The sequence below is a fragment of the Streptomyces sp. NPDC026500 genome, from assembly GCF_055567635.1.
Genome location: NZ_JBVHQB010000001.1, coordinates 543143 through 570039, shown reverse-complemented (window position 1 = coordinate 570039; position 26897 = coordinate 543143). Strand labels below are relative to the sequence as shown.

Annotated in this window: 23 protein-coding genes; 12 read left to right on the top strand and 11 right to left on the bottom strand. The window is 70.4% G+C overall.

The window, feature by feature from the left end; all coding sequences use genetic code 11:
* Positions 1 to 1560, bottom strand: coding sequence for a TadA family conjugal transfer-associated ATPase (locus tag ACZ4N5_RS02555; RefSeq protein WP_467755284.1), 1560 nt, complete (start codon positions 1558 to 1560; stop codon positions 1 to 3).
* Complete coding sequence (gene ssd / locus ACZ4N5_RS02550) at positions 1557 to 2651, bottom strand: septum site-determining protein Ssd (RefSeq protein ID WP_467755283.1); 1095 nt, start codon at positions 2649 to 2651, stop codon at positions 1557 to 1559. Before ssd ends, ACZ4N5_RS02555 begins: the two co-directional genes overlap by 4 nt.
* Positions 2652 to 3224: 573 nt before the next feature.
* On the opposite strand from ssd, the gene ACZ4N5_RS02545 reads away from it, so the two are divergent.
* Positions 3225 to 4058: an HAD family hydrolase gene (locus ACZ4N5_RS02545; protein ID WP_467755282.1), complete on the top strand. Its 834-nt coding sequence runs from the start codon at positions 3225 to 3227 to the stop codon at positions 4056 to 4058.
* 367 nt (positions 4059 to 4425) lie between these two features.
* Here the strand turns inward: ACZ4N5_RS02545 and ACZ4N5_RS02540 are convergent, their stop codons facing one another.
* Positions 4426 to 5250, bottom strand: coding sequence for a Fic family protein (locus ACZ4N5_RS02540; RefSeq protein WP_467755281.1), 825 nt, complete (start codon positions 5248 to 5250; stop codon positions 4426 to 4428).
* Between the two features lie 101 nt (positions 5251 to 5351).
* Here ACZ4N5_RS02540 and ACZ4N5_RS02535 point away from each other — a divergent pair, with 101 nt between their 5' ends.
* Positions 5352 to 6332 (top strand): ATP-binding protein, encoded by a 981-nt coding sequence (locus ACZ4N5_RS02535; RefSeq protein WP_467755280.1) that lies wholly within the window; start codon positions 5352 to 5354, stop codon positions 6330 to 6332.
* Between the two features lie 94 nt (positions 6333 to 6426).
* On the opposite strand, the gene ACZ4N5_RS02530 is transcribed toward ACZ4N5_RS02535, so the two are convergent.
* Entirely contained in the window at positions 6427 to 7701 is a 1275-nt protein-coding gene (locus ACZ4N5_RS02530) for a polysaccharide deacetylase family protein (protein WP_467755279.1), read from the bottom strand.
* 337 nt (positions 7702 to 8038) lie between these two features.
* On the opposite strand from ACZ4N5_RS02530, the gene ACZ4N5_RS02525 reads away from it, so the two are divergent.
* From ACZ4N5_RS02525 to ACZ4N5_RS02500, 6 genes are all read left to right on the top strand, one after another.
* Positions 8039 to 10426, top strand: a complete 2388-nt coding sequence (locus ACZ4N5_RS02525; protein ID WP_467755278.1) for a SulP family inorganic anion transporter — start codon at positions 8039 to 8041, stop codon at positions 10424 to 10426.
* A gap of 569 nt (positions 10427 to 10995) precedes the next feature.
* Positions 10996 to 12996, top strand: coding sequence for an acetate--CoA ligase (acs, locus tag ACZ4N5_RS02520; RefSeq protein ID WP_467755277.1), 2001 nt, complete (start codon positions 10996 to 10998; stop codon positions 12994 to 12996).
* 407 nt (positions 12997 to 13403) lie between these two features.
* Complete coding sequence (nhaA, locus tag ACZ4N5_RS02515) at positions 13404 to 14756, top strand: Na+/H+ antiporter NhaA (protein ID WP_467755394.1); 1353 nt, start codon at positions 13404 to 13406, stop codon at positions 14754 to 14756.
* Between the two features lie 43 nt (positions 14757 to 14799).
* Positions 14800 to 15276 (top strand): phage holin family protein, encoded by a 477-nt coding sequence (locus ACZ4N5_RS02510; protein WP_467755276.1) that lies wholly within the window; start codon positions 14800 to 14802, stop codon positions 15274 to 15276.
* Positions 15273 to 16223 (top strand): alpha/beta fold hydrolase, encoded by a 951-nt coding sequence (locus ACZ4N5_RS02505; RefSeq protein WP_467755275.1) that lies wholly within the window; start codon positions 15273 to 15275, stop codon positions 16221 to 16223. Before ACZ4N5_RS02510 ends, ACZ4N5_RS02505 begins: the two co-directional genes overlap by 4 nt.
* Positions 16224 to 16385: 162 nt before the next feature.
* Positions 16386 to 16565, top strand: coding sequence for a hypothetical protein (locus tag ACZ4N5_RS02500; RefSeq protein WP_261704743.1), 180 nt, complete (start codon positions 16386 to 16388; stop codon positions 16563 to 16565).
* Between the two features lie 15 nt (positions 16566 to 16580).
* Here ACZ4N5_RS02500 and ACZ4N5_RS02495 read toward each other — a convergent pair whose 3' ends face one another.
* Genes ACZ4N5_RS02495 through nth form a run of 3 tightly spaced genes read right to left on the bottom strand, consistent with a single transcriptional unit; the run spans position 16581 to position 19615 of the window.
* A complete protein-coding gene (locus tag ACZ4N5_RS02495; protein ID WP_467755274.1) occupies positions 16581 to 17780 on the bottom strand; it encodes a MarP family serine protease in 1200 nt (399 codons plus the stop codon).
* A gap of 13 nt (positions 17781 to 17793) precedes the next feature.
* Positions 17794 to 18504, bottom strand: coding sequence for an NUDIX hydrolase (locus ACZ4N5_RS02490; RefSeq protein WP_467755273.1), 711 nt, complete (start codon positions 18502 to 18504; stop codon positions 17794 to 17796).
* A gap of 52 nt (positions 18505 to 18556) precedes the next feature.
* Positions 18557 to 19615, bottom strand: a complete 1059-nt coding sequence (gene nth / locus ACZ4N5_RS02485; RefSeq protein WP_467755272.1) for an endonuclease III — start codon at positions 19613 to 19615, stop codon at positions 18557 to 18559.
* 336 nt (positions 19616 to 19951) lie between these two features.
* Between nth and ACZ4N5_RS02480 the strand changes: the two genes are divergently transcribed.
* Both ACZ4N5_RS02480 and ACZ4N5_RS02475 read left to right on the top strand, forming a co-directional pair.
* Positions 19952 to 20626 carry a Crp/Fnr family transcriptional regulator gene (locus ACZ4N5_RS02480; protein ID WP_006382668.1) on the top strand — a complete coding sequence of 225 codons (675 nt, stop codon included), beginning with the start codon at positions 19952 to 19954 and terminating at the stop codon, positions 20624 to 20626.
* 248 nt (positions 20627 to 20874) lie between these two features.
* Entirely contained in the window at positions 20875 to 21693 is an 819-nt protein-coding gene (locus ACZ4N5_RS02475; RefSeq protein ID WP_467755271.1) for a nucleotidyltransferase, read from the top strand.
* Between the two features lie 66 nt (positions 21694 to 21759).
* Here the strand turns inward: ACZ4N5_RS02475 and ACZ4N5_RS02470 are convergent, their stop codons facing one another.
* The 4 genes from ACZ4N5_RS02470 to ACZ4N5_RS02455 form a co-directional block, all read right to left on the bottom strand.
* Entirely contained in the window at positions 21760 to 22590 is an 831-nt protein-coding gene (locus ACZ4N5_RS02470; protein WP_467755270.1) for an MBL fold metallo-hydrolase, read from the bottom strand.
* Positions 22587 to 23456 carry an NUDIX hydrolase gene (locus ACZ4N5_RS02465; protein ID WP_467755269.1) on the bottom strand — a complete coding sequence of 290 codons (870 nt, stop codon included), beginning with the start codon at positions 23454 to 23456 and terminating at the stop codon, positions 22587 to 22589. The genes ACZ4N5_RS02470 and ACZ4N5_RS02465 overlap by 4 nt, the downstream gene beginning before the upstream one ends.
* A 257-nt stretch (positions 23457 to 23713) precedes the next feature.
* Positions 23714 to 24184 carry a RidA family protein gene (locus ACZ4N5_RS02460; RefSeq protein WP_467755268.1) on the bottom strand — a complete coding sequence of 157 codons (471 nt, stop codon included), beginning with the start codon at positions 24182 to 24184 and terminating at the stop codon, positions 23714 to 23716.
* Positions 24181 to 24342, bottom strand: coding sequence for a DUF4177 domain-containing protein (locus ACZ4N5_RS02455; RefSeq protein WP_261704751.1), 162 nt, complete (start codon positions 24340 to 24342; stop codon positions 24181 to 24183). Before ACZ4N5_RS02455 ends, ACZ4N5_RS02460 begins: the two co-directional genes overlap by 4 nt.
* 126 nt (positions 24343 to 24468) lie before the next feature.
* On the opposite strand from ACZ4N5_RS02455, the gene bagA reads away from it, so the two are divergent.
* Together bagA and bagB are read left to right on the top strand one after the other, a co-directional pair.
* Positions 24469 to 25446, top strand: a complete 978-nt coding sequence (bagA, locus tag ACZ4N5_RS02450) for an ATPase BagA (protein WP_467755267.1) — start codon at positions 24469 to 24471, stop codon at positions 25444 to 25446.
* Positions 25443 to 26831 carry an ATPase BagB gene (gene bagB, locus ACZ4N5_RS02445; RefSeq protein WP_467755266.1) on the top strand — a complete coding sequence of 463 codons (1389 nt, stop codon included), beginning with the start codon at positions 25443 to 25445 and terminating at the stop codon, positions 26829 to 26831. The genes bagA and bagB overlap by 4 nt, the downstream gene beginning before the upstream one ends.
* Positions 26832 to 26897 lie beyond the last annotated feature (66 nt).

Genomic DNA, 26897 nt, shown 5'->3' with positions numbered 1-26897 from the left:
TCACCGATCCCCATCCCGCTCCCCGTTCGCTTCCCGACGTCCGGCCGCTGTCACGGCCCCGGCGTCCTTTCCGTCCGAAGGGCTCCTGGCCCACCACCTGTCCGGAGCAACTCCCTCTGTCCCGAGCCGAATCGGCCCGCGATGTCCCTGGCTTCCGTCCCGGAGCAGCTCCCGCAGCCGGTCCCACCCCCGCTCGTACGCGAAGGCGTCCTCGCCCCACCGCAGCGCCGGCACGGTCACCACCAGCCCCGACCGGTCGCGTTCGAGCACATGCACCTCGGCGATCCGGCGCCGTCCGGCCCGGTCCCGCACCAGATGCAGGACCACGGACAGTGCCGCCGCCAGTTGGCTGTGCAGGGCGGCCCGGTCGAGCCCGGCCGCGGTACCCAGCGCCTCCAGCCTGGCCGGGACCTGCGCCGCCGCGTTGGCATGAACCGTTCCTGAGCCGCCCTCATGTCCTGTGTTGAGGGCGGCCAGCAGCGAGACCACTTCCGGACCGCGCACCTCGCCGACCACCAGCCGGTCCGGTCTCATCCGCAGGGCCTGCCGGACGAGATCCTGGAGCGAGACAAGGCCGACGCCCTCCTGATTGGCGGGCCGCCCTTCCAGGCGCACCACATGCGGATGGTCGGGCCGCAGCTCCGCCGAGTCCTCGGCGAGCACGATCCGCTCCCCGGGACCCACCAGCCCCAGCAACGCGCTCAGCAAGGTCGTCTTGCCGGAGCCTGTGCCTCCGCTGATGAGGAAGGACAACCGGGCTTCCAGCAGTGCTCTGAGCACCCGGTCCCCGCCGGGCGGCACCGTCCCCGCCACCACCAGTTCGTCGAGCGTGAACGCGCGCGGCCGTACGACGCGCAGGGAGAGGCAGGTGGAGCCGACGGCGACCGGTGGCAGGACCGCGTGCAGACGTGTCCCGTCCGGCAGTCGGGCATCCACCCAGGGGCGGGCGTCGTCGAGCCTTCTGCCGGCCACCGCCGCGAGGCGCTGCGCGAGACGTCGTACGGCTGCCGCGTCCGGAAAGGACACGGCGGTCAACTCCAGGCCGCCGCCGCGGTCCACCCAGACTCGGTCGGGCGCCGACACCAGCACGTCGGTCACCAACGGGTCGGCCAGCAACGGTTCCAGCGGTCCGCTGCCGACCAGTTCGGAGCGCAACCGCTCGGCCGCGCCGAGGACTTCGGCGTCCCCGAGCACCCGCCCCTGCTCACGCAGCGCCTGTGCCACGCGCGCGGGGGTCGGCTCGGAACCGCTCTCGGCCAGCCACTGCCGCACGCCGTCCAGCAGCCCCGCGCGTCCGTCCGAGCCGCCGCCGGACCCGTCCCACGTCGCCGTACCTCCTGGCCGGAGGCCTCCGGGTCCGCCGCGCGTTGCGGTCCGCCCGGCGATGTAGCGCCGGGGCCCGTCCCGCGCATCCGTGCGTCCCGACAAGTAGCGCCCGGGTCCGTCCCGCGTGTCCGCCCGAGCGGGCGGGCCGCCCTCGCCCGTGTCCTTGGGCATCGGTCCCGTTCGGCTGTCGAGTCCCGCGCCACGGTCCATGCCTGTGGACGCGTCCCAGCTCATACGCCCCCTCCTTCGACCGGAACCCGCTCCCAGAAGGCCGCGCAGAAACGGGCCAGAGGCCCCTTGGCCGCACTCCCAGGTGGCGGCCCGCCGTCCAACGGGAAGCGTTCGGCGGGCAGTTCGCCCACCAGGGGCAGGTCGAGCAGCCGGGCGACCTCTCGGTCGTCGAGACCCGGCGCGTAGGGTCCGCGGACCACGATCCGCAGATCGCGCAGGACCATGCCGACCGCGGACGCCACCCGTCCGGCCGCGGCGATGGAGCGCAGGTCGGCGGGAACCACCAGCAGACCCACATCGAGCTGGGCGAGGATCTCGGCGACACCTCCGTCGATACGGCGGGGCAGGTCGACGACCACCGCTCCACCGCGCCGTCTGGCGGCAGCCAGGACCGCTCGTACCGCTTGCGGCGGAATGGTGACCGCGTCGCTCCGGTCCCAGCTGAGAACCCGCAGTGCGTGCAGTTCGGGCAGGGACTCCTCCAGGGCGCCGCCGCCGACCCTGCCGCGGGATGCGGCGAACGCCGGCCAGCGCAGTCCCTCGGCCGCCTCTCCTCCGAGGAGTACGTCGAGTCCGCCTCCGAGAGGGTCCGCGTCCACGAGCAGGGTGCGATTCCCCTCACGCGCCGAGGTGAGGGCGAGCGCGCAGGCCAGCGTGGAGGCACCGGCCCCGCCGCGGCCGCCGAGCACGCCGACGGTGAGAGCGGGCCGGCCGACTCCTTCGGCCACGTCGGCGATGCGGTCGACGAGCCATTGCTCGCCGTCCGGCAGCACTAGGACGTGGTCGGCGCCGATCTCGACGGCCCGCCGCCAGACTCCTGAATCGTCCTGGTCCCGGCCGACCAGCACCACGCCCCTTCTGCGCGCGGCCCCGCGCACACGCGGTGCTGCGTCGTCGCCGACGAGGACGAGAGGTGCCGCCTCCCAGCTGCCCCTGCGTTCCGGAATCCCGTGATGGACCTCGGGCCGCGCGCCCGCCGCCGCGCACAGGCGCAGCAGGTCGTCGAGGAGCTCGACGTCCTCGGTGACGATCAATGGTCCGCCCTGCCGCCCCTCGGCGGTGGGCGGCCGGTCATGGGTGATGGCTCCCGCCACGTTCTCCAGCCCCCTTCGCTGCTTCGTGCGCGGGGCCCTCCAGGACCCCGCGATTCCCGCTCGTGTGAAGAACCGGCAAGCGGCCTCCATATGAACGGCCGTTACGAACCGGCCAAACGCGTCCGACAAACGGAACCGGCCATGAACTGGCCGCGAACGGAGCGCGTGGGAATCACGGTGCAGCGATCCCGGAAATCGTGTGGATCTTGGTCGAAAACTGTGGACAACTCAGCGGCTGTGAATATCGCCTTCACGCCTACCGGTGAAGGCTCAACGACTTCCGCAGCGCATCCCAACAGCTACACACAGTGACGGATCGCGGGCGCGCGAAGAGCGCGGAATCAAAGGTGCCGGTAAGGCTCCGGGGCCGCGCAGAAGAGGGGAAAACCCATCCGGACATGCGACGACCCCCGCCGGGGGGGAGAGCGGGGGTCGTCCCCACGGCCGACTCGGGGGGGGGGAGGAGTCGGACCGGGTTAGCACGGTCGCGAACGATCCGTGACTTCCATGGTGTACCCGAGAGCCCTCTCAGGCAAACCCACGCGCCTCACCTTACGCCGAATGGTGGGCCCTATGCTCAACCTCGTGGAAAACCACTCCTTGCCCCGTACAGCGGCCTTCTTCGACCTGGACAAGACAGTCATTGCGAAGTCGAGCACGCTCACCTTCAGCAAGTCGTTCTACCAAGGCGGGCTGATCAACCGCAGGGCGGCCTTGCGCACCGCGTACATCCAGTTCGTGTTCCTGGCGGGCGGCGCCGACCACGACCAGATGGAGCGGATGCGCAAGTACCTGTCCTCGATGTGCCGCGGCTGGAACGTCCAGCAGGTCAAGGAAATCGTCGCCGAGACACTGCACGACCTCGTCGACCCGATCATCTATGACGAGGCCGCGTCGCTCATCGAGCAGCACCACAAGGCCGGCCGCGACGTCGTCATCGTGTCCACGTCCGGTGCCGAGGTCGTCGAGCCGATCGGTGAACTGCTCGGCGCGGACCGCGTGGTGGCGACCCGCATGGTCGTCGGCGAGGACGGCTGCTTCACCGGCGAGGTGGAGTACTACGCCTACGGGCCGACGAAGGCGGAGGCGATCAAGGAGCTGGCCGCCTCCGAGGGCTACGACCTGACCCGCTGTTACGCCTACAGCGACTCGGCGACCGACGTGCCGATGCTTGAGTCCGTCGGGCATCCGCACGCGGTGAATCCGGACCGCGCGCTGCGCCGCGAGGCGGTCGCCCGCTCGTGGCCGATCCTGAACTTCCACCGCCCGGTCCGGCTGAAGCAGCGGCTGCCCGCCCTGTCCGTACCTCCCCGGCCGGCACTCGTCGCAGCGGCCGCGATAGGAGCCGCTGCCGCCACGGCGGGGCTTGTCTGGTACGCGAGTCGGCGTCGCGCGACGGTGGCGTGAACCGTCACGCGTGCGCGTGTTGCATATTGAAGTCCATTTCTCACCCTTTTGAACCTAAAAGTAAAGAAGTGCGGTCAGGGGTTCCGCTTCCTCCGGACCTGGAGTACAAAGGGTTTAGCGGCCCGCGAGACCAAGGACATCCGAGAGGATCACCTTCAAACGCAATCAGGCCCCACGGACCGAGCATGAACATCGAGCACCCACGCGACGTCGACCCGTCGATTACGGGCCAGCCGCACCAGGTGACGGGCAAAAGTTCCCGACCTGATGGGCAACATCTCGAGGACGCTTGGTAACCCGGTGAACATGCCAGCGGCGGTACGAGAACTCGTACCGCCGCAACCCTGTCCGGGGAATCGGGTGCTCCTTACGCGGCGCCGCGCTGAAGCGCCTCGCAGACCGCGGCGGACTCCCTGGCGCCCAGCTCGACCGCCCTGCCGCAGTGCGCGATCCAGGCGGCCATGCCGTCCGGGGTGCCAGACACATAGCCGTCCAGCGCCGCGAGATAGGCAGCACGGCCGAGTTCCGCGTGGCCGACCTCCGCCGGGCAGATGGACTTCGGGTCAAGACCGCTGCCGATCAGCACGATGCGTTCCGCCGCGCGCGCGACCAGTCCGTTGTGGGAGGCGAAGGGACGCAGGGCGATCAGTTCGCCGTGGACGACGGCCGCCGTAACCAGGGCAGGGGCCGAGCCACCCGCGATGATCAGCTGGGACAGGCCTTCGAGACGGCCGGCGACCTCGTCCGCGTCCGGCAGCGGCAGCTCCACCAGGGGCTCGTCGACCGGCTCCCCGCTCTGTCGCGGCCGGCCCACCGCGTCACCCCGGTCGGCCGCCGCCACCAGGTGCAGCCGGGCCAGCACACGCAGGGGCGACTGCCGCCAGATGGACAGGAGTTGGCCCGCCTCGGCGGTCAGCCGCAGGGCGGCGCCTACCGTACGGGCCTCGTCCTCCGCGCTGAAGTCGGTACGCCGACGCACCTCTTCGAGGGCCCAGTCGGCACCGGACAGCGCCGCGGAACCGCGGGCCCCGCGCAGCGCCGCCTCGGACGTGATCTCGTTGCTGCGACGCCGCATGATCCGGTGTCCGTAGACCCGGTCCACGGCCTTGCGGACGGACTCCACGGAATCGGCCACCCCGGGAAGCGAACCCAGGGCCGCGAGCGGATCAGCGGTCGCACCTGTCGTACTCATGAGTACGACATTACGCACCCGGGGGCCGCGCCCCACGAAGGAGTGGTCTTCTTCACGCGGCGCAAGCACCAAGAGCGACAGTCGCACTACCCTTGGTGAACATGAAAATTGCTTTCGTCGGGAAGGGCGGCAGCGGCAAGACCACCCTGTCGTCGCTCTTCATCCGCCACCTCGCCGCCTCGGGGGCACCTGTCGTCGCCGTGGACGCCGACATCAACCAGCACCTGGGGGCCGCGCTCGGGCTCGAAGAGGCGGAGGCCGCCGCGCTCCCCGCCATGGGCGAGCGGCTGCCGCTCATCAAGGACTACCTGCGCGGCTCCAATCCGCGCATCGCGTCCGCCGAGACGATGATCAAGACGACCCCGCCCGGCGAGGGCTCACGGCTGCTGCGGCTCGGTGAGACCAATCCTGTGTACGACGCCTGCGCCCGGCCGGTGGAACTCGACGGCGGCACCATCCGTTTGATGGTCACCGGCCCGTTCACCGAGGCCGATGTGGGGGTGGCTTGCTACCACTCCAAGACCGGTGCAGTGGAGCTCTGCCTGAACCATCTCGTCGACGGCCGGAGCGAGTACGTCGTCGTCGACATGACGGCGGGCTCCGATTCCTTCGCGTCCGGCTTGTTCACCCGCTTCGACATCACGTTCCTCGTCGCCGAGCCGACCCGGAAGGGAGTCTCCGTCTATCGCCAGTACAAGGAGTACGCCCGCGATTTCGGCGTCGCCCTGAAGGTCGTCGGCAACAAGGTGCAGGGCCAGGACGACATCGACTTCCTACGAGCGGAGGTCGGTGACGACCTCCTGGTCACGGTCGGGCACTCGGATTGGGTGCGCGCCATGGAGAAGGGCCGCCCTCCCCGGTTCGAGTCCCTGGAGGAGGCCAACCGCCGCTCGCTGCACGCCATGCGGACCGCCGCCGACGCCACGTACGAACTGCGCGACTGGGAGCGGTACACGCGCCAGATGGTGCAGTTCCACCTGAAGAACGCCGCCAACTGGGGCAACGCCAAGACCGGGACGGACCTCGCTGACCAGGTCGACCCCGGCTTCGTGCTCGGCGAGAGTCCGATGGTCACCGCGTGAGCGGCCTGCCGGCCCGGAGCGCCGCTGCGGCCTGAGCGGCCTGTCGGCCCGAAGCATCGCTGCGGCCTGAGCGACAGGGCGGCCCGGGGCATCGCTACGGCTTGACCGCCGGCGCCCCGGGGACGCCCTTCGGGGCCGGGGCCGGACGGCCGGAGAGGAAGGACGTCCAGCCCTGCTTCGGCGCCTCGCCGACCTGGAGACCCCGGAGCTTGTCGAGGGTGGCCGGGTCCTGGGCGTCGAGCCAGTCGGCGAGCTGCCGGAAGGAAACACAGCGCACGTCGGCCTTGGTGCAGACCCGCTCGACGACCTCGTCGACGGCACGCATGTAGTTGCCGCCGTTCCAGGACTCGAAGTGGTTGCCGACGATCAGCGGGGCGCGGTTGCCGTCGTAGGCACGCTCGAAGCCCTTGAGCAGGCCGTCACGCATCTGGTCGCCCCAGAACTTCTGCTTGCCGGGGTCGCCCTGAGTCCGCGTACCCGACTGGTTGACCATGAAGTTGTAGTCCATGGTGAGCTGCTCGTGGGAGTGTCCGGGGAAGGGCACGAGCTGCATCGACAGGTCCCACAGCCCCTCCTTCTTCTTCGGCCAGAGCTGGTCGTTGACGCCGCTGGTGTCATAGCGGAAGCCCAGCTCGCGGGCCGCCTTCATGAAGTTCTCCCGGCCCTCCAGACAAGGAGTGCGGGCGCCGATGAGTTCCTTGTCGTAGTCGAAGGGCAGCGACGCCGCGGCCTTCAGGCCCGAGTTGGTCCTCCAGGACTTCACGAACGACTTCGCCTGCGCGATCTCGTTCTTCCAGTCCGCGACCGACCACTGCCCGACCCCGCCCTCCGCGCCGCAGAAGTGGCCGTTGAAGTGCGTGCCGATCTCGTTGCCCTCCAGCCACGCGGCGCGCAGCTGCTTCACGGTGTCCTCGATACCCTGCTGGTCGTTGAAGCCGATCTCCGAGCTGCCGGGCGAGTGCTGCGGCGGCCGGTACAGATCGCGCTTGTCCTCCGGCAGCATGTACACGCCGCTCAGGAAGTACGTCATCGTCGCTCTGTTGGCTTTGGAGAGCTTCCGGAAGTGCGAGAAGAGCTTCTGGCTGTCCTCGCCGGCACCGTCCCAGGAGAAGACCACGAACTGCGGGGGCTTCTGACCCGGCTTCAACCGTTCGGGCCGCGGCAGATGCGGCTGCGCCCCGGTGTACGAGGTGGAACCGTCGCCGATCAGGCGGACCGCGGCCTTGGGCGCCGGGGCCCCTGCCGCCGCCTTCTTCGTGCCGTGCGCGCCTTCCTGGGAAGCGGTGGTACCGCCCGCGCAACCGGCGAGCGCCGCGGCGCAGGCCGCGGCGAGTGCTCCAGCCGCGGCGATCCTCTGGGTGGCGGCCATGTTCCGCCCTCCTCTTCCTCGGTCGAGCAACGCCGATTAGGTCGCTATCGCGGTTATGTGCAGCTATGAACCGGCAGCGCCGCCAAGGTTTCACGGGATCGAGTAGGAATAAATACGACAAGCCGATCAAAAGCCCACTTCACTCCATAGAGTGAATCAATGCCCCATTTGCTCCCATTTTCGACATCATCCCTTTACTCTGCATTACGATCCGTTTACCGAGCGTTGAAAGTCCCGCCACTGCACGCCGTGACCCACGGCCGCGACCCGCCCCCCGCCGCTTCGGACGGGGGATCACCTGTTCCGCGACCGCGCTGCCCCGGAGGAGACGGGAACCATGTCTGCCTGCGTCCCCACCCGCGCCGCCGACCCGACTCGGCCCGCGCATGTCCACCCGCCCCACAGCCCCCCGCCGACCCCGCCCCGACGCTTCCGTGTCGCGGGCGCCGATCTGTCGGCCTCGATCGCGGTCTTCCTGATCGCCCTTCCCCTGTCCCTCGGCATCGCCCTCGCCACCGGCGCGCCTCTCCAGGCCGGCCTTGTCGCCGCCGCCGCCGGCGGGCTCGTCGCGGGACGCCTCGGCGGCTCGCCGCTCCAGGTGAGCGGGCCCGCCGCCGGGCTCACGGTCGTCACGGCCGAGCTCATCCACCACTACGGCTGGCGCGCGACCTGCGCCATCACCGTGCTCGCGGGAATCGTCCAACTGGGTCTCGGCTGCCTGCGCGTAGCCCGTACGGCCCTGGCCGTCAGCCCCGCGATCGTGCACGGCATGCTCGCCGGAATCGGCGTGACCATCGCCGTCGCCCAACTGCACATCGTGCTGGGAGGTATCCCGCAGAGCTCCGTCATGGACAACCTCATCGCGCTGCCGGACCAGGTGGCGCGCGTGCACCCCGCGGCCGTGTCGATGAGCATGCTGACACTGGCGCTGCTGTTCGCCTGGCCGCGCATTCCCGGGCGAACCGGGCAGGTGCTGCGCAAGGTCCCCGCCGCGCTGGTCGCCGTCGCCGGAGCCACGGCGACCGCCTCGCTCGCCGGACTGACACTGCCCAGGGTGGACCTGCCGTCCTGGAGCAGCCACGCGCTGGCCGGGCTGCCCGAGGGTCCGGTGCTCGGCATCGCCGCCTCCGTCCTCACCGTGACGCTGGTGTGCAGCGTGCAGTCGCTGCTCGGCGCCGTCGCGGTGGACAAGCTGGTGAGCGGCCGCCCGGAACTCCAGGCACGCGTGGGCCGTTCCCGCCTCGACCGGGAACTGCTCGGGCAGGGCGCCGCCAATGCCGTGTCCGGCATGCTCGGCGGGCTGCCCGTCGCCGGGGTCGCCGTGCGTAGTTCAGCGAATGTGCAAGCAGGTGCCGTCAGCCGGAACTCCACGATGCTGCACGGCGTTTTCGTAGTAATTGCCGCGCTGCTGATGGTCCCGATCCTGGAGCTGATCCCCCTCGCATCGCTCGCCGCCCTGGTGATGGCCGTCGGCATCCAGATGGTGTCCCTGCACCACATCCGCACGGTCACCCGCCACCGCGAGGTGCTGGTGTACGCCGTCACCACGCTCGGCGTCGTGTTCCTCGGAGTTCTCGAGGGCGTGGCGCTGGGGGTCTCCGTGGCCGTCGGTGTCGCCCTGCACCGTCTCGGGCGCACCCGCATCACGCACGAAGAGAGGGAAGGGGTCCATTACGTACATGTACGAGGTCAGTTGACGTTCCTCGCGGTGCCCAGACTCAGCCGCGCCCTGCATCTCGTGCCCCAAGGGGCGGACACCGTCGTGGAGTTGGACGGTTCGTTCATGGACCACGCGGCGTACGAGTCGCTGCAGGACTGGCAGAGCGCGCACATCGCCCAGGGCGGCACGGTCGATCTCGCCGGGCGAACCGGAACACGGATCGCCGAGCCCGCCAACTCCGGACACTGCCGCTGCCGGCCCTGGACACCCTGGCGGAACCACCAGTGCGAGACCTCCGCCGACCCGGGGTTCCCGTCCGCGGACGCCCCTTCGGCCGGGCAGGGCGAGGGGACCGGCGAGGCCAGACCGAGCGGGAACCAACTGGCGCGCGGCATCAGCGCGTTCCAGCGCAACACCGCACCTCTGGTGCGGGACGAGCTGGCCCGGCTCGCACGGGAAGGGCAACGGCCGTCCCAGCTGTTCCTGACCTGTGCGGACTCCCGGCTCGTCACCTCGATGATCACATCCAGTGGTCCGGGCGACCTCTTCGTCGTGCGCAATGTGGGCAACCTCGTGCCGTTGCCCGGGGAGGAGAGCGGGGACGACTCGGTGGCCGCGGCCATCGAGTACGCGGTGGACGTGCTGAAGGTGCGGTCCATCACAGTGTGCGGACACTCCGGGTGCGGCGCCATGCAGGCACTGTTGGCGTCGGAGCCCGGAGGGGCGCTCACGCCGCTCAAGCGGTGGCTGCGGCACGGGCAGCCGAGCCTGGACCGGACGGCCGCCGACAACAGACCGTGGGCGCGACTCGCCGGACGGGCGCCCGCCGATGCGGTGGAGCAGCTCTGTCTGACCAACGTGGTGCAGCAGTTGGAGCACCTGCGGGCACATGAGTCCGTGGCGCGGGCCCTGCGGGAGGGCGTGCTCGAACTGCACGGAATGTACTTCCACGTCGGTGAGGCCCAGGCGTATCTGCTGGCCGACGGCGACGGGGCCGAACTGTTCGATCACGTGGGCGCGTTCGATCATGTGGGCGCGGCGGAGGATCTGCGGCACCCGGCGTGATCGGCCGTGGTGCGCGGCCCCGGTCGGCGGGGCCGCGCACCACCTCGCAACACGTTGCAACCTCCGCTGCAGGTGCTCCGGCCCCGGTCGCAAGGTGGGGGCATCGACACGCCCGGCCATGGAGGGGGCTGCGGGGGCGACACGGCACCGATTGCCGAGGCGCCCGGACTATCGGGCGGCGAGCTGCCAGGCAGCGGGCTACCGGACCACCGCGGACCTCGCTACCGACCTACTGAGCTACCGAGCGGCGTACCGCCAGGGGCCGTGAGGACTGCGGACCGCCAGGCCGCCAAGTGAGTCTTCGGCGCGTTGTGAGTCCCGTCCGTAGCGGGGGAGGTGGCCCCGGCCTGTTCCCCGAGTCGTTCCCGTGGTTGTAGTCCGTGTGAACCCGGCGGGGAGAACGTACGTGCCCCAGGGTGCGGACTCATGTGGTCTCGTGAGAGACGGCGGGGCCGCGTCGCGGGGCAAGGACGTGCCGCGCGGACCGAGGGCTCGGACCAGCGACACAGGATAGGTCTAAACCAATTTAGGATCGGGCCTTGTCACCGAGCCCCCCGGTCTGATGAGCTGTGGCCTGGGACACAACGGACACCCTGGGAAAGGGAGATGTCGTGAGCAACGAAAGCCTGGCCAACCTGCTGAAGGAAGAGCGCAGGTTCGCGCCGCCCGCCGACCTGGCGGCGAACGCCAATGTCACCGCGGAGGCGTATGAGCAGGCCAAGGCTGACAGGCTCGGCTTCTGGGCCGAGCAGGCCCGCCGGCTGACCTGGGCCACCGAGCCGACCGAGACGCTGGACTGGTCTAATCCGCCGTTCGCGAAGTGGTTCGCCGACGGAAAACTGAACGTCGCGTACAACTGCGTGGACCGGCATGTCGAGGCCGGGAACGGGGACCGCGTCGCCATCCACTTCGAGGGTGAGCCGGGCGACAGCCGGGCCATCACCTACGCCGAGCTCAAGGACGAGGTGTCGAGGGCCGCGAACGCCCTCACCGAGCTGGGTATCGGCAAGGGCGACCGGGTCGCCGTCTACCTGCCGATGATTCCCGAGGCCGTCGTCGCGATGCTGGCCTGTGCCCGTATCGGCGCCGCGCACTCGGTGGTCTTCGGCGGGTTCTCCGCGGAGGCGATCGCCACCCGCATCCAGGACGCCGACGCCAAGCTGGTCATCACCTCCGACGGCGGCTACCGGCGCGGGAAGCCGTCCGCGCTCAAGCCCGCCGTCGACGAGGCGGTCAGCCGGGTCGACGGGGTCGACAAGGTGCTGGTGGTGCGCCGTACGGGCGAGGACGTCGCCTGGACCGAGGGCCGCGATGTGTGGTGGCACGACATCGTCGGACGGCAGTCGGCCGAGCACACGCCGGAGGCGTTCGACGCCGAGCACCCGCTGTTCATCCTCTACACGTCCGGGACCACCGGGAAGCCGAAGGGCATCCTGCACACCTCGGGCGGCTACCTCACGCAGGCCTCGTACACCCACAACGCCGTCTTCGACCTCAAGCCGGAGACCGACGTGTACTGGTGCACGGCCGACATCGGCTGGGTCACCGGGCACTCGTACATCACATACGGACCGCTCTCGAACGGCGCGACGCAGGTGATGTACGAGGGGACCCCGGACACGCCGCACCAGGGCCGGTTCTGGGAGATCGTCCAGAAGTACGGGGTGACGATCCTGTACACGGCGCCCACGGCCATCCGTACGTTCATGAAGTGGGGCGACGACATCCCCGCGAAGTTCGATCTGTCGTCGCTGCGGGTGCTCGGGTCGGTCGGCGAGCCGATCAACCCCGAGGCGTGGATGTGGTACCGCAAGCACATCGGCGGGGACCGTACGCCGATCGTCGACACCTGGTGGCAGACCGAGACCGGCGCGATGATGATCTCGCCGCTGCCCGGGGTCACCGAGACGAAGCCGGGGTCGGCGCAGCGGGCACTGCCCGGCATCGCGGCGACGGTGGTCGACGACGAGGCGAACGAGGTGCCCGACGGCGGTGGCGGCTACCTCGTGCTCACTGAGCCGTGGCCGTCCATGCTGCGCACGATCTGGGGCGACGACCAGCGGTTCCTCGACACGTACTGGTCGCGCTTCGAGGGGAAGTACTTCGCCGGGGACGGCGCCAAGAAGGACGACGACGGCGACATCTGGCTTCTCGGGCGCGTCGACGACGTGATGCTCGTGTCCGGGCACAACATCTCGACGACCGAGGTCGAGTCGGCCCTCGTCTCCCACCCGGCGGTCGCCGAGGCGGCGGTCGTGGGCGCGGCGGACGAGACGACCGGGCAGGCGATCGTCGCCTTCGTCATCCTGCGCGGGACGGCTTCCGCCGAGGACGCCGGACTGGTGGCGGACCTGCGCAACCACGTGGGCACCACGCTCGGTCCGATCGCCAAGCCGAAGCGGGTCCTGCCGGTGGCCGAGCTGCCGAAGACCCGGTCCGGGAAGATCATGCGCCGCCTGCTGCGCGACGTGGCCGAGAACCGCGAGCTCGGTGACGTCACGACGCTCACCGACTCCACGGTGATGGACCTGATCCAGGCGAAGCTGCCGGCCGCATCCAGCGAGGACTGAGGCGGGGTCACCTCGCCGGCCCGACCCTGAGGGGTGCGGGAGCACCCGTGCTCCCGCACCCCTCACGCAATCCCGCACCCTCACGCAGTCCCCGGGTCGCCGGAGGTCGCCCGGCATCGCCGGGGGTCGCCGGGGGTCGCCGGGGGTCGCCGGGGGTCGTCAGGGGTCGTCAGGGTGCCCCCTCAGCCCAACCAGCACGCCTCGCGCCCGGTTTGGTCGTAATGTGAAGATCCCGCACCGACCCGGCCGCATCTTAGGTAAAGTAAGCAAAGCGTCAAAGGCGCGACAAGATCGTTCATGGTGTGCCGGGAAGTCTGGTCGGCGAGTGCTCAGTCCTGCCTGCTCGACCGGAGGTCCTCCTCGTGCCCGCGCCCCCCAGCACCACCACCCGTAAGTTCTTCGGCCGGATGTCCCTGCCCGAGCGGAACTTCGTGGCGGACGCGCTGCGCACCGAGACCGTGGGCGGAGTGCTGCTGCTGATCGCGGCGGTCGCGGCGCTGATCTGGGCGAACACCCTGCCGGACAGCTACGAGACCGTCTCGCACTACCACTTCGGGCCCGCGGCGCTCGGGCTCGACCTGTCCGTCGAGCACTGGGCGGCCGACGGGCTGCTGGCCGTGTTCTTCTTCGTCGCCGGGATCGAGCTGAAGCGCGAGCTGGTGGCCGGGGATCTGCGGGACCCGAAGGCCGCGGTGCTGCCCGTGGTCGCCGCGGTCTGCGGCATGGTCGTTCCCGCGGTCGTCTACGTCCTGACCAACGTGTTCGGCGGAGGCTCACTCGAAGGATGGGCCGTCCCCACAGCCACCGACATCGCCTTCGCGCTCGCCGTGCTCGCCGTCATCGGGACGTCGTTGCCGTCCGCCCTGCGCGCCTTCCTGCTGACCCTCGCCGTCGTCGACGACCTGTTCGCGATCCTGATCATCGCGGTCTTCTTCACCGACTCCATCAACCTCGCGGCGCTCGGCGGGGCCGTCGTGGGCCTCGGCGTCTTCTGGCTGCTGCTGCGCAAGGGCGTGCGCGGCTGGTACATCTACGTCCCGCTCGCCCTCGTCATCTGGGGGCTGATGTACAACAGCGGCATCCACGCCACCATCGCCGGTGTCGCGATGGGCCTGATGCTGCGCTGCCATCCGCTCGAGGGCGAGGAGCACTCCCCCGGCGAGCACATCGAGCATCTGGTTCGCCCGGTGTCGGCGGGACTCGCGGTGCCGCTGTTCGCCCTGTTCAGCGCTGGCGTCGCGATCTCCGGCGGAGCGATCCACGATGTGTTCACCCGGCCCGAGACACTCGGCGTGGTGCTCGGGCTCGTCGTCGGCAAGGCGGTCGGCATCTTCGGCGGTACGTGGCTGACGGCCCGGTTCACCAGGGCCTCGCTCAGTGACGAACTGGAATGGGCAGACGTCGCCGCAGTCGCCACCCTCGCCGGCATCGGCTTCACCGTCTCCCTGCTCATCGGCGAGCTCGCCTTCGAAGGCAATACGAGCCTCACCGACGAGACCAAGGCCGCCGTCCTGATCGGCTCGTTCATCGCTGCCGTGCTCGCCACGGCGCTGCTGAAGATGCGCAACGCCAAATACCGCGCGCTGTGCGAGGCCGAGGAACGCGACGAGGACCTCGACGGCATCCCCGACATCTACGAGGAGGACAAACCGGAGTACCACCTGCGCATGGCCGCGATCTACGAGCGCAAGGCCGCGGAACACCGCAGGCTTGCCGAAGTGGCGGGTGGGGCAAGCGAGGGGAACGACGGTCCGGCATGATCTGACAGGACCGTACAAACACATGCAGAAGAGGGAGATCGCGATGAGCGCACCCGACGGCAGCCCGGTCGGCGCCGAACGCAGTATCGGCCAGTTGGTCGCCTCGGCGACGACCGAGATGTCCGCGCTGGTGCACGACGAAATCGCACTGGCGAAGGCGCAGCTCAAGCAGGACGTCAAGCGCGGCGCGGCCAGCGGCGGCGCGTTCTCGGCGGCCGGCGCGGTGCTGATCTTCTCCCTGCCGATGCTCAATTTCGCCCTCGCGTACGGCATCCGGACCTGGAGCGACTGGAATCTCGCGATCTGTTTCCTGCTGTCGTTCGCGGCCAACGTGCTGGTCGCGGCCGTCCTCGCGCTGATCGGTACGGTCTTCGCGAAGAAGACCAAGAAGAGCCAGGGCCCGCAGAAGGTGGCCGCCTCCATGAAGGAGACGGCGGGTGTTCTGCAGAACGCCAAGCCGCACCCCCGGCCCGAACCGGTCGAGGACGCCGTCAAGGCTGTGGCACGCTCATCCTCATGACGGACCCCGCCACACCTTCGGCGCAACCCACCTCGGTCGTACGGATCGACCTTCCCGGCGGACAAAAAGTGACCCACCGGGACGTGGCCGCCAACGGCGCGCGCTTCCACATCGCCGAGCTCGGCGACGGGCCGCTCGTCCTGCTGCTGCACGGCTTCCCGCAGTTCTGGTGGACCTGGCGACACCAGCTCGTCGCGCTCGCCGACGCCGGCTTCCGGGCCGTGGCCATGGACCTGCGGGGCGTCGGGGGCAGCGACCGCACCCCGCGCGGCTACGACCCCGCCAACCTCGCGCTCGACATCACCGGGGTCGTACGGTCCCTCGGCGAGCCCGACGCCGCGCTGGTCGGGCACGACCTCGGCGGCTATCTCGCGTGGACGGCGGCCGCCATGCGGCCCAAGCTCGTCCGCCGGCTCGCCGTGTCGTCCATGCCGCATCCGCGGCGCTGGCGTTCCGCCATGCTCTCCGACGTCAAGCAGACGGCGGCGGGCTCGTACATCTGGGGATTCCAGCGCCCCTGGATCCCGGAGCGCCAACTGATCGCCGACGACGGCGCCCTGGTGGGCCGTCTGGTACGCGACTGGTCGGGGCCCCGGCAGCCGGACGAGGACACCCTGGAGACGTACCGCCGGGCCATGCGCATCCCGTCGACCGCGCACTGCTCCATCGAGCCGTACCGGTGGATGGTGCGGTCCATGGCGCGCCCGGACGGCATCCAGTTCAACCGGCGCATGAAGCGGCCGGTGCGGGTGCCGACGCTGCATCTGCACGGCTCACTCGATCCGGTGATGCGGACGCGGAGCGCGGCGGGCTCCGGCGAGTACGTCGAAGCGCCGTACCGCTGGCGGCTGTTCGACGGGCTCGGTCACTTCCCGCACGAAGAGGATCCGGTCGCGTTTTCCACCGAACTGATCAACTGGCTGAAGGATCCGGAACCCGACCGGTGACCGCTCGGTCACCCTTGAGTGACCGCCCGAACGCGCCCGGTGCCGCGCCCGGAATGCGGACCGTGAACACCTGTCCTACGAACGGCCACTTGCCCGACGCATAGGCCAATTGAAGGGCCGGGGCGAGGTTATCGACCTTGGGGCAGGGGCAGACGTCGGGGTATGGGCTGGACGCACGACTACAGTGACGCAGCACGCAATCGCCGCTCGGCCACGGGTCTGAGCTCCCATCAGAGGGGCACCCCGCAGCTGACGGGCACGGATCCTCGCGTGGGGATTCCGCACATTCTGCGCCGCCGGGCCCGCTGGGTCTCCGTGCGGCTGCGCCATCCACGCGGCTGAGGCCCCGCCCACCGGTCAGAGCGCGCAGCTGTCGCTGTCCACCTGCTGGTTGGCCGTAAGCCCCTTGGCGATGTCCGGCCGGACCTCGTCGGCGGTGAGCGCGTAGCCGGTTTCGGCGTCGTCGAGCGACTTCGCGAAGACCACTCCGTACACCTTGCCCTCGGGTGTCAGCAGCGGTCCGCCGGAGTTGCCCTGACGGACCGTCGCGTACAGCGAGTAGACGTCGCGGCGCACCGTCTTGCGGTGGTAGATGTCCGGGCCGTTGGCCGTGATGCGGCCCCGCACGCGCGCGGGCTGGACGTTGTACGAGCCGTTCTGCGGGAACCCCGCGACGATCGCGCTGTCACTGCTGCTCGCGTCCTTAGGGCTGAACCGCAGTGCGGGCGCCTTCAGATCCGGTACGTCGAGCACGGCGATGTCGCGCTCCCAGTCGTACAGGACGACCTTGGCGTCGTACTTCTTGCCCTCGCCGCCTATCTGGACGGTGGGCTCGTCGACCCCGCCGACCACGTGCGCGTTGGTCATCACGCGGCGGTCGCTGAAGACGAAACCGGTGCCTTCGAGGACCTTGCCGCAACTCTGGGCGGTGCCCATGACCTTGACGATGGAGTTCTGCGAGCTGGCGGCGACGGGGCTGCCGGCGAGCTGCGGGTCGGGCGGCTGGACCTCTGTGATGGGCTCGTTGGCGAACGGGCTGAAGACCTGCGGGAAGCCGTTCTGCGCCAGGACCGAGGAGAAGTCGGCGAACCAGGTGTTGGCCTGGGCGGGCAGCGCACGGGACACACCGAGCAGCACCTTGGAGTTGCGGACCTCCTTGCCGAGCGTCGGCAGCGTCGTGCCGGCGAGGGCCGAGCCGATCAGCCAGGCGACGAGCAGCATCGCCACGACGTTCACAAGGGCGCCGCCGGTCGCGTCCAGGGCTCTGGCCGGGGACCAAGTGATGTACCGGCGCAGCTTGTTGCCGAGGTGGGTGGTGAGGGCCTGGCCCACGGAGGCGCAGACGATCACGACGACCACGGCCACGACGGCGGCGGTCGTACTCACCTTGCTGTCGTCGGTCGTCCAGCTCCAGATGATCGGGAGCAGGTAGACGGCGACGAGACCACCGCCCAGGAAACCGATCACCGACAGGATGCCGACGACGAAGCCCTGGCGATAGCCCACGATCGCGAACCACACGGCGGCGACCAGCAACAGGATGTCCAGCACATTCACGAAGGTCACCTTGTCACGCGCGCCAGTCGAGCGGGACCTGGTTCTCGCGGTCCCACGGGCGCTCCCAGCCCGCGAAATGCAGGATCTTGTCGATCACTCCGGCCGTGAAGCCCCAGACCAGGGCGGATTCGACCAGAAACGCCGGACCTCGGTGACCGCTGGGGTGCACGGTGGTCGCACGGTTGGCCGGATCCGTGAGATCCACCACGGGCACGGTGAAGACCCGGGCCGTCTCACCCGGGTCGACGACGCCGACCGGCGTCGGGCGGCGCCACCATCCGAGGACGGGGGTGACCACGAAGCCGCTGACCGGGATGTACAGCCTGGGCAGCACGCCGAAGAGCTGGACGCCGCTCGGGTCGAGGCCGGTCTCCTCCTCGGCCTCGCGCAGGGCCGCCCGCAGCGGCCCGTCCGCCTTCGGGTCGCCGTCCTCGGGGTCGAGCGCGCCACCGGGGAAGGACGGCTGCCCGGCGTGCGATCTGAGGGTGCCGGCGCGCTCCATGAGCAGCAGCTCGGGGCCCCGGTCGCCCTCGCCGAAGAGGATGAGCACCGCGGACTGCCGGCCCGTGCCGTTCGCCGGCGGCAAGAAGCGGCTCAGCTGGAGCGGTTCCACCGTCTCCGCGGCGTGCGCGACCGGGCCCAGCCAGTCGGGCAGACCGTCCTTGCTGAGCACCGGCCCGCCCTGCGTGTTGCTCGCGTCCTGTGTGTTGCCTGCGCGCTTCATCGCCACCCCCGTTCTGCTGTTCCCAACGCCCGCCGGGGCCGTGTTCGTTCCGTCATCCGGCGCCCAGTGGGGGTGCGGGGATGCCGCCCGCGTCCAGATAGGCCTGCGGCGGGTTGAGTCGCTGGCCGGGGAAGCCGCCCTTCTCGTACTTCAGGAGCTTCTTCGCCTTCTCGGGGTCGGTCTCGCCCTCCCCGTACGCCGGGCAGAGCGGGGCGATGGGGCAGGCGCCGCAAGCGGGCTTGCGGGCGTGGCAGATGCGGCGGCCGTGGAAGATCACGTGGTGCGACAGCATGGTCCACTCGCTCTTCGGGAAGAGCCCGCCCACGGCCGTCTCGATCTTGTCCGGCTCGCTCTCCGCCGTCCACCGCCAGCGCCGCACGAGCCGCTGGAAGTGGGTGTCCACGGTGATCCCGGGCCGTCCGAAGGCATTGCCGAGCACGACGAAGGCGGTCTTGCGGCCCACACCGGGCAGTTTGACGAGCTCTTCGAGGCTGCCGGGCACCTCGCCCCCGAAGTCGTCCCGCAGAGCCTTGGAGAGCCCTATGACGGACTTGGTCTTGGCCCTGAAGAACCCGGTCGGGCGCAGGATCTCCTCGACCTCCTCCGGGTTGGCCGCGGCGAGGTCCTCGGGGGTCGGGTACCTGGCGAAGAGCGCCGGCGTCGTCTGGTTCACCCGCAGGTCGGTGGTCTGGGCGGACAGGACCGTGGCGACGACCAGCTGGAAGGGGTTCTCGAAGTCCAGCTCCGGGTGGGCGTACGGGTACACCTCGGCGAGCTCGCGGTTGATACGGCGGGCCCGGCGGACGAGGGCGGTGTGCGACTCGTTCCGCGGCGGCTCGGGGACGACGGGCTGCACGGGTGCCACCTTCTTGCCGACGGCCTCACCGGACGCCGCCTTCTTGGAAGCCGCCCTCACGGAGACGGCCTTCTTCGAGACGCCCTCCTTGGGGGCGGCCTTCTTGGAGACCGTCTTCCTGGAGACCGCCTTCGCCGGCGTCACCTTCTTGGCGGCCGTTTTCGCGGGCGTCGCCTTTTTGGCGGTCTGACGGGCGGTCTTCTTCGCGCTCTTGCCGCCGGCCGCCTTCGATGCGGTCTTCGAGACCGCCTTCACCGGCGTCGACTCTGCCGCTTTTGTCGATTCTTTGGTTCCGTCGGGGGCCTGTTCGCCCACAGCGGAATCGCGACGTACAACCACCCGCCCAGCCCCCTTGGCCTGTGCTCTCACCGGCGTTTTGGACACCCGGCCAGCCTAAAGCCCGATACTGACATCCGCCCCGGACCCCGAAGATCGGCCCCCAATTGGCCCCCTGCCGCACTCGTTGGGACGCCAGTGCGGCAGACTTGTGACTGATCACACTGTTTGGACCGTCCGGCAAGATGGGGAACACGGTCCCCTGGTACCAAGGGGGAGCAAGATCCCCTGAGCAGGTCGACAAGGAGAGAACTCGTGGACGACGTTCTGCGGCGCGCCCCGCTCTTCGCGGCGCTCGATGACGAGCAGGCCGCGGAGCTCCGCGCCTCCATGAGTGAGGTGACTCTCGCGCGAGGCGACGCCCTCTTCCATGAGGGCGACCCCGGCGACCGCCTCTATGTGGTCACCGAGGGCAAGGTGAAGCTCCACCGCACCTCCCCCGACGGGCGCGAGAACATGCTGGCCGTCCTCGGCCCCGGTGAGCTGATCGGCGAGCTGTCGCTGTTCGACCCGGGCCCGCGCACGGCGACCGCCACCGCACTCACCGAGGTCAAGCTGCTCGGCCTCGGCCACGGCGACCTCCAGCCGTGGCTGAACGCGCGGCCCGAGGTGGCCGCCGCCCTGCTGCGCGCCGTCGCCCGGCGCCTGCGCAAGACCAACGACCAGATGTCCGACCTGGTCTTCTCCGACGTGCCCGGCCGTGTCGCGCGCGCCCTGCTCGACCTGTCGCGCCGCTTCGGCGTGCAGTCCGAAGAGGGCATCCACGTCGTGCACGACCTCACGCAGGAGGAGTTGGCCCAGCTGGTCGGCGCCTCCCGCGAGACCGTCAACAAGGCGCTCGCCGACTTCGCGGGCCGCGGCTGGCTCCGCCTGGAGGCCCGCGCGGTGATCCTCCTGGACGTGGAGAGGCTCGCCAAGCGCTCGCGCTGACACATGTGGCCGTACGTCGACGGGGTCCCGCCTTCTTCCGAGGCGGGACCCCGTCGTCGTAACCCTTTGGAGGCGGGACCCCGATGTCGCAACCCTTCCGAAGCGGGACCTGTCCTCAGAACCACCCTCCGCGGCCGGACCCGACCCATACAGCCGCCCACGGTTCTCCTCGCCTCGGCCCGCCGTGCCCCGAAGGGCAGCCGTAAATGATCTGCGCCACGGCAGCCCTTCGGGGCACAGTGGGCGCCATGGCCGCTCAGGGACACCGCAGAGGGCTCGACGCCCAGGGGTACATCGAACGCGAGGGATCGCCCGCGCGCGTCCCGTACGCCTTCGGGCCCGTCGTCGCGGCGGCCCGTGACCGCGTCCTGGACGTCTTCGGGACCCGGCTGAACGGCGCGTACCTCTACGGCTCGATCCCGCGCGGCACCGCGCGCGTGGGGCGTTCCGACCTCGACCTGCTCCTGTCCCTGCGCGACGAGCCGACGGACGCGGACCGAGCCGACGCCCGCGCGCTCGAAGAGGCGCTCGACAAGGAGTTCGCCGAGATCGACGGGGTGGGAACGCTCCTGTTCAGCCGTACGCGGCTGCTGAGCGACCTGGAGACCCACGACCTCGGCTGGTTCGTCGCCTGCCTCTGTACCCCCCTCCTGGGCGAGGATCTGGCCGAACACCTGCCGCGCTACCGCCCCGACGCGCTGCTGGCCCGCGAGACGAACGGCGACCTCGCCCTGATGCTGCCGCGCTGGCGCGAGCGGATCGCCGCCGCCGCGGACACCGACGCGGCCAGGCGCCCGCTGGTCCGCTCGATGTCGCGGCACCTCGTCCGCACCGGCTTCACACTCGTCATGCCGCGCTGGAACGGCTGGACCAGCGACCTCGGGGAGATGGCCGAGGCGTTCGGCGCGTACTACCCGGAGCGGGCCGACGACGTACGGAACGCGGCCGTCCGCGGATACGAACCGACCGGCGAGCCGGCCGTGCTCCGCTCGTACGTGGACGACCTGGGGCCATGGCTCGCCGGGGAGTACGCGCGCGTGCACGGCATCAAGGCGCCCCGCCCGTGAAGGCCTCCTCCAGGACCCCGGAAAACGCCGCCGCGGCCGGGGCCTCTCCTGGTGCCTGGGGCCGTCCTAGATGAGCCCGTGCTCCCGCAGGTAGTCCATCTGTGCCCGCACCGACAGCTCGGCCGCGGGCCACAACGACCGGTCCACGTCCGCGTAGACGCGCGCGACGACCTCGTCCGGCGACCGGTAGCCGTTCTCGACGGCGGTCTCGACCTGGGCGAGCCGGTGGGCGCGATGGGCGAGATAGAACTCGACCGCGCCCTGTGCGTCCTCGAGGACGGGCCCGTGACCGGGCAGGACGGTGTGGACGCCGTCGTCGACCGTCAGGGAGCGGAGGCGGCGCAGGGAGTCGAGATAGTCGCCCAAGCGCCCGTCGGGATGGGCCACCACGGTCGTACCGCGCCCCAGGACGGTGTCCCCGGTCAGGACGGCCCGATCGGCCGGGAGATGGAAGCACAGCGAGTCGGCGGTGTGCCCCGGGGTCGACACGACGCGCAGCTCGAGCCCGCCGAGGCTGATCACGTCTCCCGCGGCCAGCCCCTCGTCCCCCAGCCGCAGCGCGGGGTCCAGAGCCCGGACCTTGGTCCCCGACAGCTCCGCGAACCGTGACGCGCCCTCCGCGTGATCGGGATGCCCGTGCGTCAGCAGGGTCAGCGCGACACGCTTCCCGGCCTTCTCGGCCGTGTCCAGGACCGTGCGCAGGTGTACGTCGTCCAGGGGCCCAGGGTCGATGACGACCGCGAGCTCGGAGTCCGGCTCGGACACGATCCACGTGTTCGTGCCGTCCAGGGTCATCGGGGAGGCGTTGGGGGCGAGGACGTTCACCGCGCGCGCGGTCGCGGGGCCGGAGAGGACGGTGCCTCGCGGCCGGCCGGGGAGGGCTGCTGCGTCGGTCATGCGGACGCTCCGCCGGTCGGGATGTGCTTGGTGAACTCGTCGTGTCCCGGCCAGGAGAGGACGACCTCGCCCTCCTCCAGGCGCGCCTTGGCCAGGACGGGGGTCAGATCACGGGCGGGCGCGGCGGCGAGGGCGTCGGCGGCCCTCCCGTACTCCACGATCCCGCGCAGGGTCGCGATGGTGGGCGGCATCATCAGCAGCTCGCCCTTGTCGTAGCCGGCGGCCGCGTCGGCCGGACGGATCCACACCGTGCGGTCGGCCTCCGTGGAGGCGTTCCGCGTGCGCTGGCCCTCCGGGAGGACGGCCACGAAGAACCACGTGTCGTAGCGGCGGGACTCGAACTCCGGGGTGATCCAGCGGGCCCAGGCGCCGAGCAGGTCCGAGCGGAGCACCAGCCCCCTGCGGTCGAGGAACTCCGCGAAGGACAGGTCCCTGGCGACCAGGGCCGCCCGGTCCGCCTCCCAGTCGTCCCCCGTCGTGTCGCCGACCACGGTGTCCGGGCTGGGGCCGGCGAGCAGGACGCCCGCCTCCTCGTACGTCTCCCGTACGGCCGCGCAGACGACGGCCTGCGCGGAGGTCTCGTCCACGCCGAGCCTCTGGGCCCACCACGCGCGCGTGGGCCCCGCCCAGCGGATCTGGTGTTCGTCGTCACGCGGGTCCACGCCGCCGCCCGGATACGCGTACGCGCCTCCGGCGAAGGCCATGGAGGCGCGTCTGCGCAGCATGTGGACCACGGGGCCGGCCTCGCCGTCCTTGACCAGCATCACGGTGGCGGCGCGCCGGGGCGTGACCGGCGTCAGCGTGCCCTCGGCAAGCGCCCGAATCCGCTCCGGCCACTCCGCCGGAAACCATTGCCCATTCCCCATGGCCGGAGGCTATCCCGAGCCGGGCGGATGTTCGAGGCCTCACCGCCCCCACAAGCGCTCCTCGGCCCCTCCGCCCTGCCCTTCCCGTCCCCGGGGGCTCCGCCCCGCACCCCGCTCCGCAAACGCCGGAGGGGCCGAGACGCACGTACGGAAGGGGCCGTGCCGGTGCATCAGGGATGTACCGGCACGGCCCCGAACGACGACGAACCGGGCACCCGGAACTCAGCCGGGCACGACACCGGAAGACGCCCGGAGTGCTACGCGTGCGTCAGCTCCACCTGGATCTCGACCTCGACCGGCGCGTCCAGCGGCAGCACGGCCACACCGACCGCGCTGCGGGCGTGCACGCCCTTGTCGCCGAGCACCGCGCCCAGCAGCTCGCTCGCGCCGTTCAGCACACCCGGCTGCCCGGTGAAGTCCGAAGCCGAGGCCACGAAGCCCACGACCTTCACGACACGCGCGATGCGGTCGAGGTCGCCCACGACCGACTTCACCGCCGCCAGGGCGTTCAGCGCGCACGTACGGGCCAGCTCCTTGGCCTCCTCGGCGGTGACCTCGGCCCCCACCTTCCCGGTGACCGGAAGCTTCCCGTCCACCATCGGAAGCTGTCCGGCGGTGTACACGTACAGGCCCGACTGCACGGCGGGCTGGTACGCGGCCAGCGGCGGAACGACGCCCGGAAGGGTCAGCCCGAGTTCGGCGAGCTTCGCCTCGACCGCCCCGCTCATGCGGACTTCTCGCGCTTCAGGTAGGCCACCAGCTGCTCGGGGTTGTTCGGTCCGGGCACGACCTGGACGAGCTCCCAGCCGTCCTCGCCCCAGGTGTCCAGAATCTGCTTCGTGGCATGGACGAGCAGCGGCACGGTTGAGTATTCCCACTTGGTCATGTGGCCGACTGTAGCCGCTGGCGACCACCATCTCCCGCCCGAGCCACCCACTGTCCCACCCTCGAAAGCGCGGCTTGTCCACAGCCTCCTGCTTACTCCGGCGGCGGACTGGTTAGGCTCGAATACGTGAGCAGGCTCCAGGTCGTCAGCGGCAAGGGCGGTACCGGCAAGACCACGGTAGCCGCGGCCCTCGCGCTCGCCCTCGCGACCGAGGGCAAGCGCGCCCTCCTCGTCGAGGTCGAGGGCAGACAGGGCATCGCGCAGCTCTTCGAGACAGAAGCGCTGCCCTACGAGGAGCGGAAGATCGCCGTCGCTCCGGGGGGCGGGGAGGTGTACGCCCTCGCCATCGACCCCGAACTGGCGCTGCTGGACTACCTCCAGATGTTCTACAAACTCGGCGGCGCCGGCCGCGCCCTGAAGAAGCTCGGCGCGATCGACTTCGCGACCACCATCGCGCCCGGACTGCGGGACGTGCTCCTCACCGGCAAGGCCTGCGAGGCGGTGCGGCGCAAGGAGAAGAGCGGCCGCTTCACGTACGACTACGTAGTGATGGACGCGCCACCGACAGGCCGCATCACCCGCTTCCTGAACGTCAACGACGAGGTCGCCGGCCTCGCGAAGATCGGCCCGATACACAATCAGGCCCAGGCCGTCATGCGTGTCCTCAAGTCCCCGGAGACGGAGGTCCACTTGGTGACGCTGCTGGAGGAGATGCCCGTACAGGAGACCGCGGACGGGATCGCGGAGCTGCGCGCCGCGAAACTTCCGGTGGGCCGGATCATCGTGAACATGGTGCGCCCGGCACTCCTCGACGACACCGACCTGGCACTCGTGGAGGCCGCTCCCCGTACGGCGATCGCCAAGTCGCTCTCCGCGGCAGGCCTCGGCGGCGCGCGGCGCGGCGGACTCGCCGAGCGGCTGGTGGGGCCGCTCCTCCAGCAGGCCGGGGAGTACGCCGAGCGGTACGCCCTGGAGACCGAGCAGCGGAGCGTACTGGCCGAACTGGACCTGTCGCTGCACGAACTCCCGCTGCTCGCCGAGGGCTTGGATCTGGCGGGCCTGTACGAACTGGCCGCACAGCTGCGTAAGCAAGGGATGTCATGAGTCTGGACCCCGCCCGCGTCCTCGATCTCGACCCGCTGCTCGACGACCCGAAGACCCGCATCGTGGTGTGCTGCGGCTCGGGCGGCGTCGGCAAGACGACCACGGCCGCGGCCCTCGGGCTGCGCGCCGCGGAGCGCGGCCGCAAGGTGGTCGTGCTCACCATCGACCCCGCGCGCAGGCTGGCGCAGTCCATGGGCATCGACTCGCTCGACAACACTCCGCGCCGCGTGAAGGGCGTCGAGGGGAGCGGCGAGCTGCACGCCATGATGCTCGACATGAAGCGCACGTTCGACGAGATCGTCGAGGCTCACGCGGACGGCGACCGGGCGGCCGCCATCCTCAACAACCCCTTCTACCAGTCACTTTCGGCGGGCTTCGCGGGCACGCAGGAGTACATGGCGATGGAGAAGCTGGGCCAGTTGCGGGCGCGCGACGAGTGGGACCTGATCGTGGTCGACACACCACCGTCCCGCTCGGCACTGGACTTCCTGGACGCCCCGAAGCGGCTCGGATCCTTCCTCGACGGGCGGCTGATCCGGCTGCTGACGGCGCCGGCGAAGCTGGGCGGCCGGGCGGGCATGAAGTTCCTGAGCGTCGGGATGTCGATGATGACCGGCACCCTGGGCAAGCTGCTCGGGGGCCAGCTCCTCAAGGACGTCCAGACGTTCGTCGCGGCCATGGACACCACCTTCGGCGGTTTCCGTACGCGGGCCGACGCCACGTACAAGCTGCTCCAGGCGCCCGGCACCGCGTTCCTCGTGGTGGCGGCCCCCGAGCGGGACGCGCTGCGCGAGGCCGCGTACTTCGTGCAGCGGCTGGCCGCCGAGGACATGCCGTTCGCCGGGCTGGTGCTCAACCGGGTGCACGGCAGCGGGGCCACCCAGCTGCCCGCCGAACGGGCGCTCGCCGCCGCGGAGGATCTTGATTCCGCCGACGCGGAAAACCCTGAATCCGCCGCTGAAGAAAATCTTGACGAGCCCGGCATTGTGGATCAGGGGGGCGGGAAAGCTGGACTTCGTAACTCTCCCGACACGTACGGCAGTTCAGAATCACCGGCTTCCGAGAGATCAGCTCCTGACGAAGGCTCCCCCGCCGCCACGGACAGGACAGCCACCACGGACCGCACCACCGCTACGGACAGGACCGCCGCCACGGACCCCGAGCGATCCATCGACCAACTCACCGCAGGTTTGCTGAGGCTCCACGCCGAGCGCATGCAGCTGCTCTCCCGCGAGCAGCGCACGCGTGACCGCTTCGCCGCGCGACACCCGGAGGTGCCGGTGGCCGAAGTGGCCGCGCTGCCCGGTGACGTACACGATCTCGCGGGGCTGCGGGACATCGGGAACCGGCTCGCGGCCCACCGGCCGGAGCTGCCCGAAAGCTGAGCGTGCGGGAGAGGCCCTGAGGGGACGCCCTCAGCCCTGCCGGCCTCCGCGGCACCGGACGGGCCC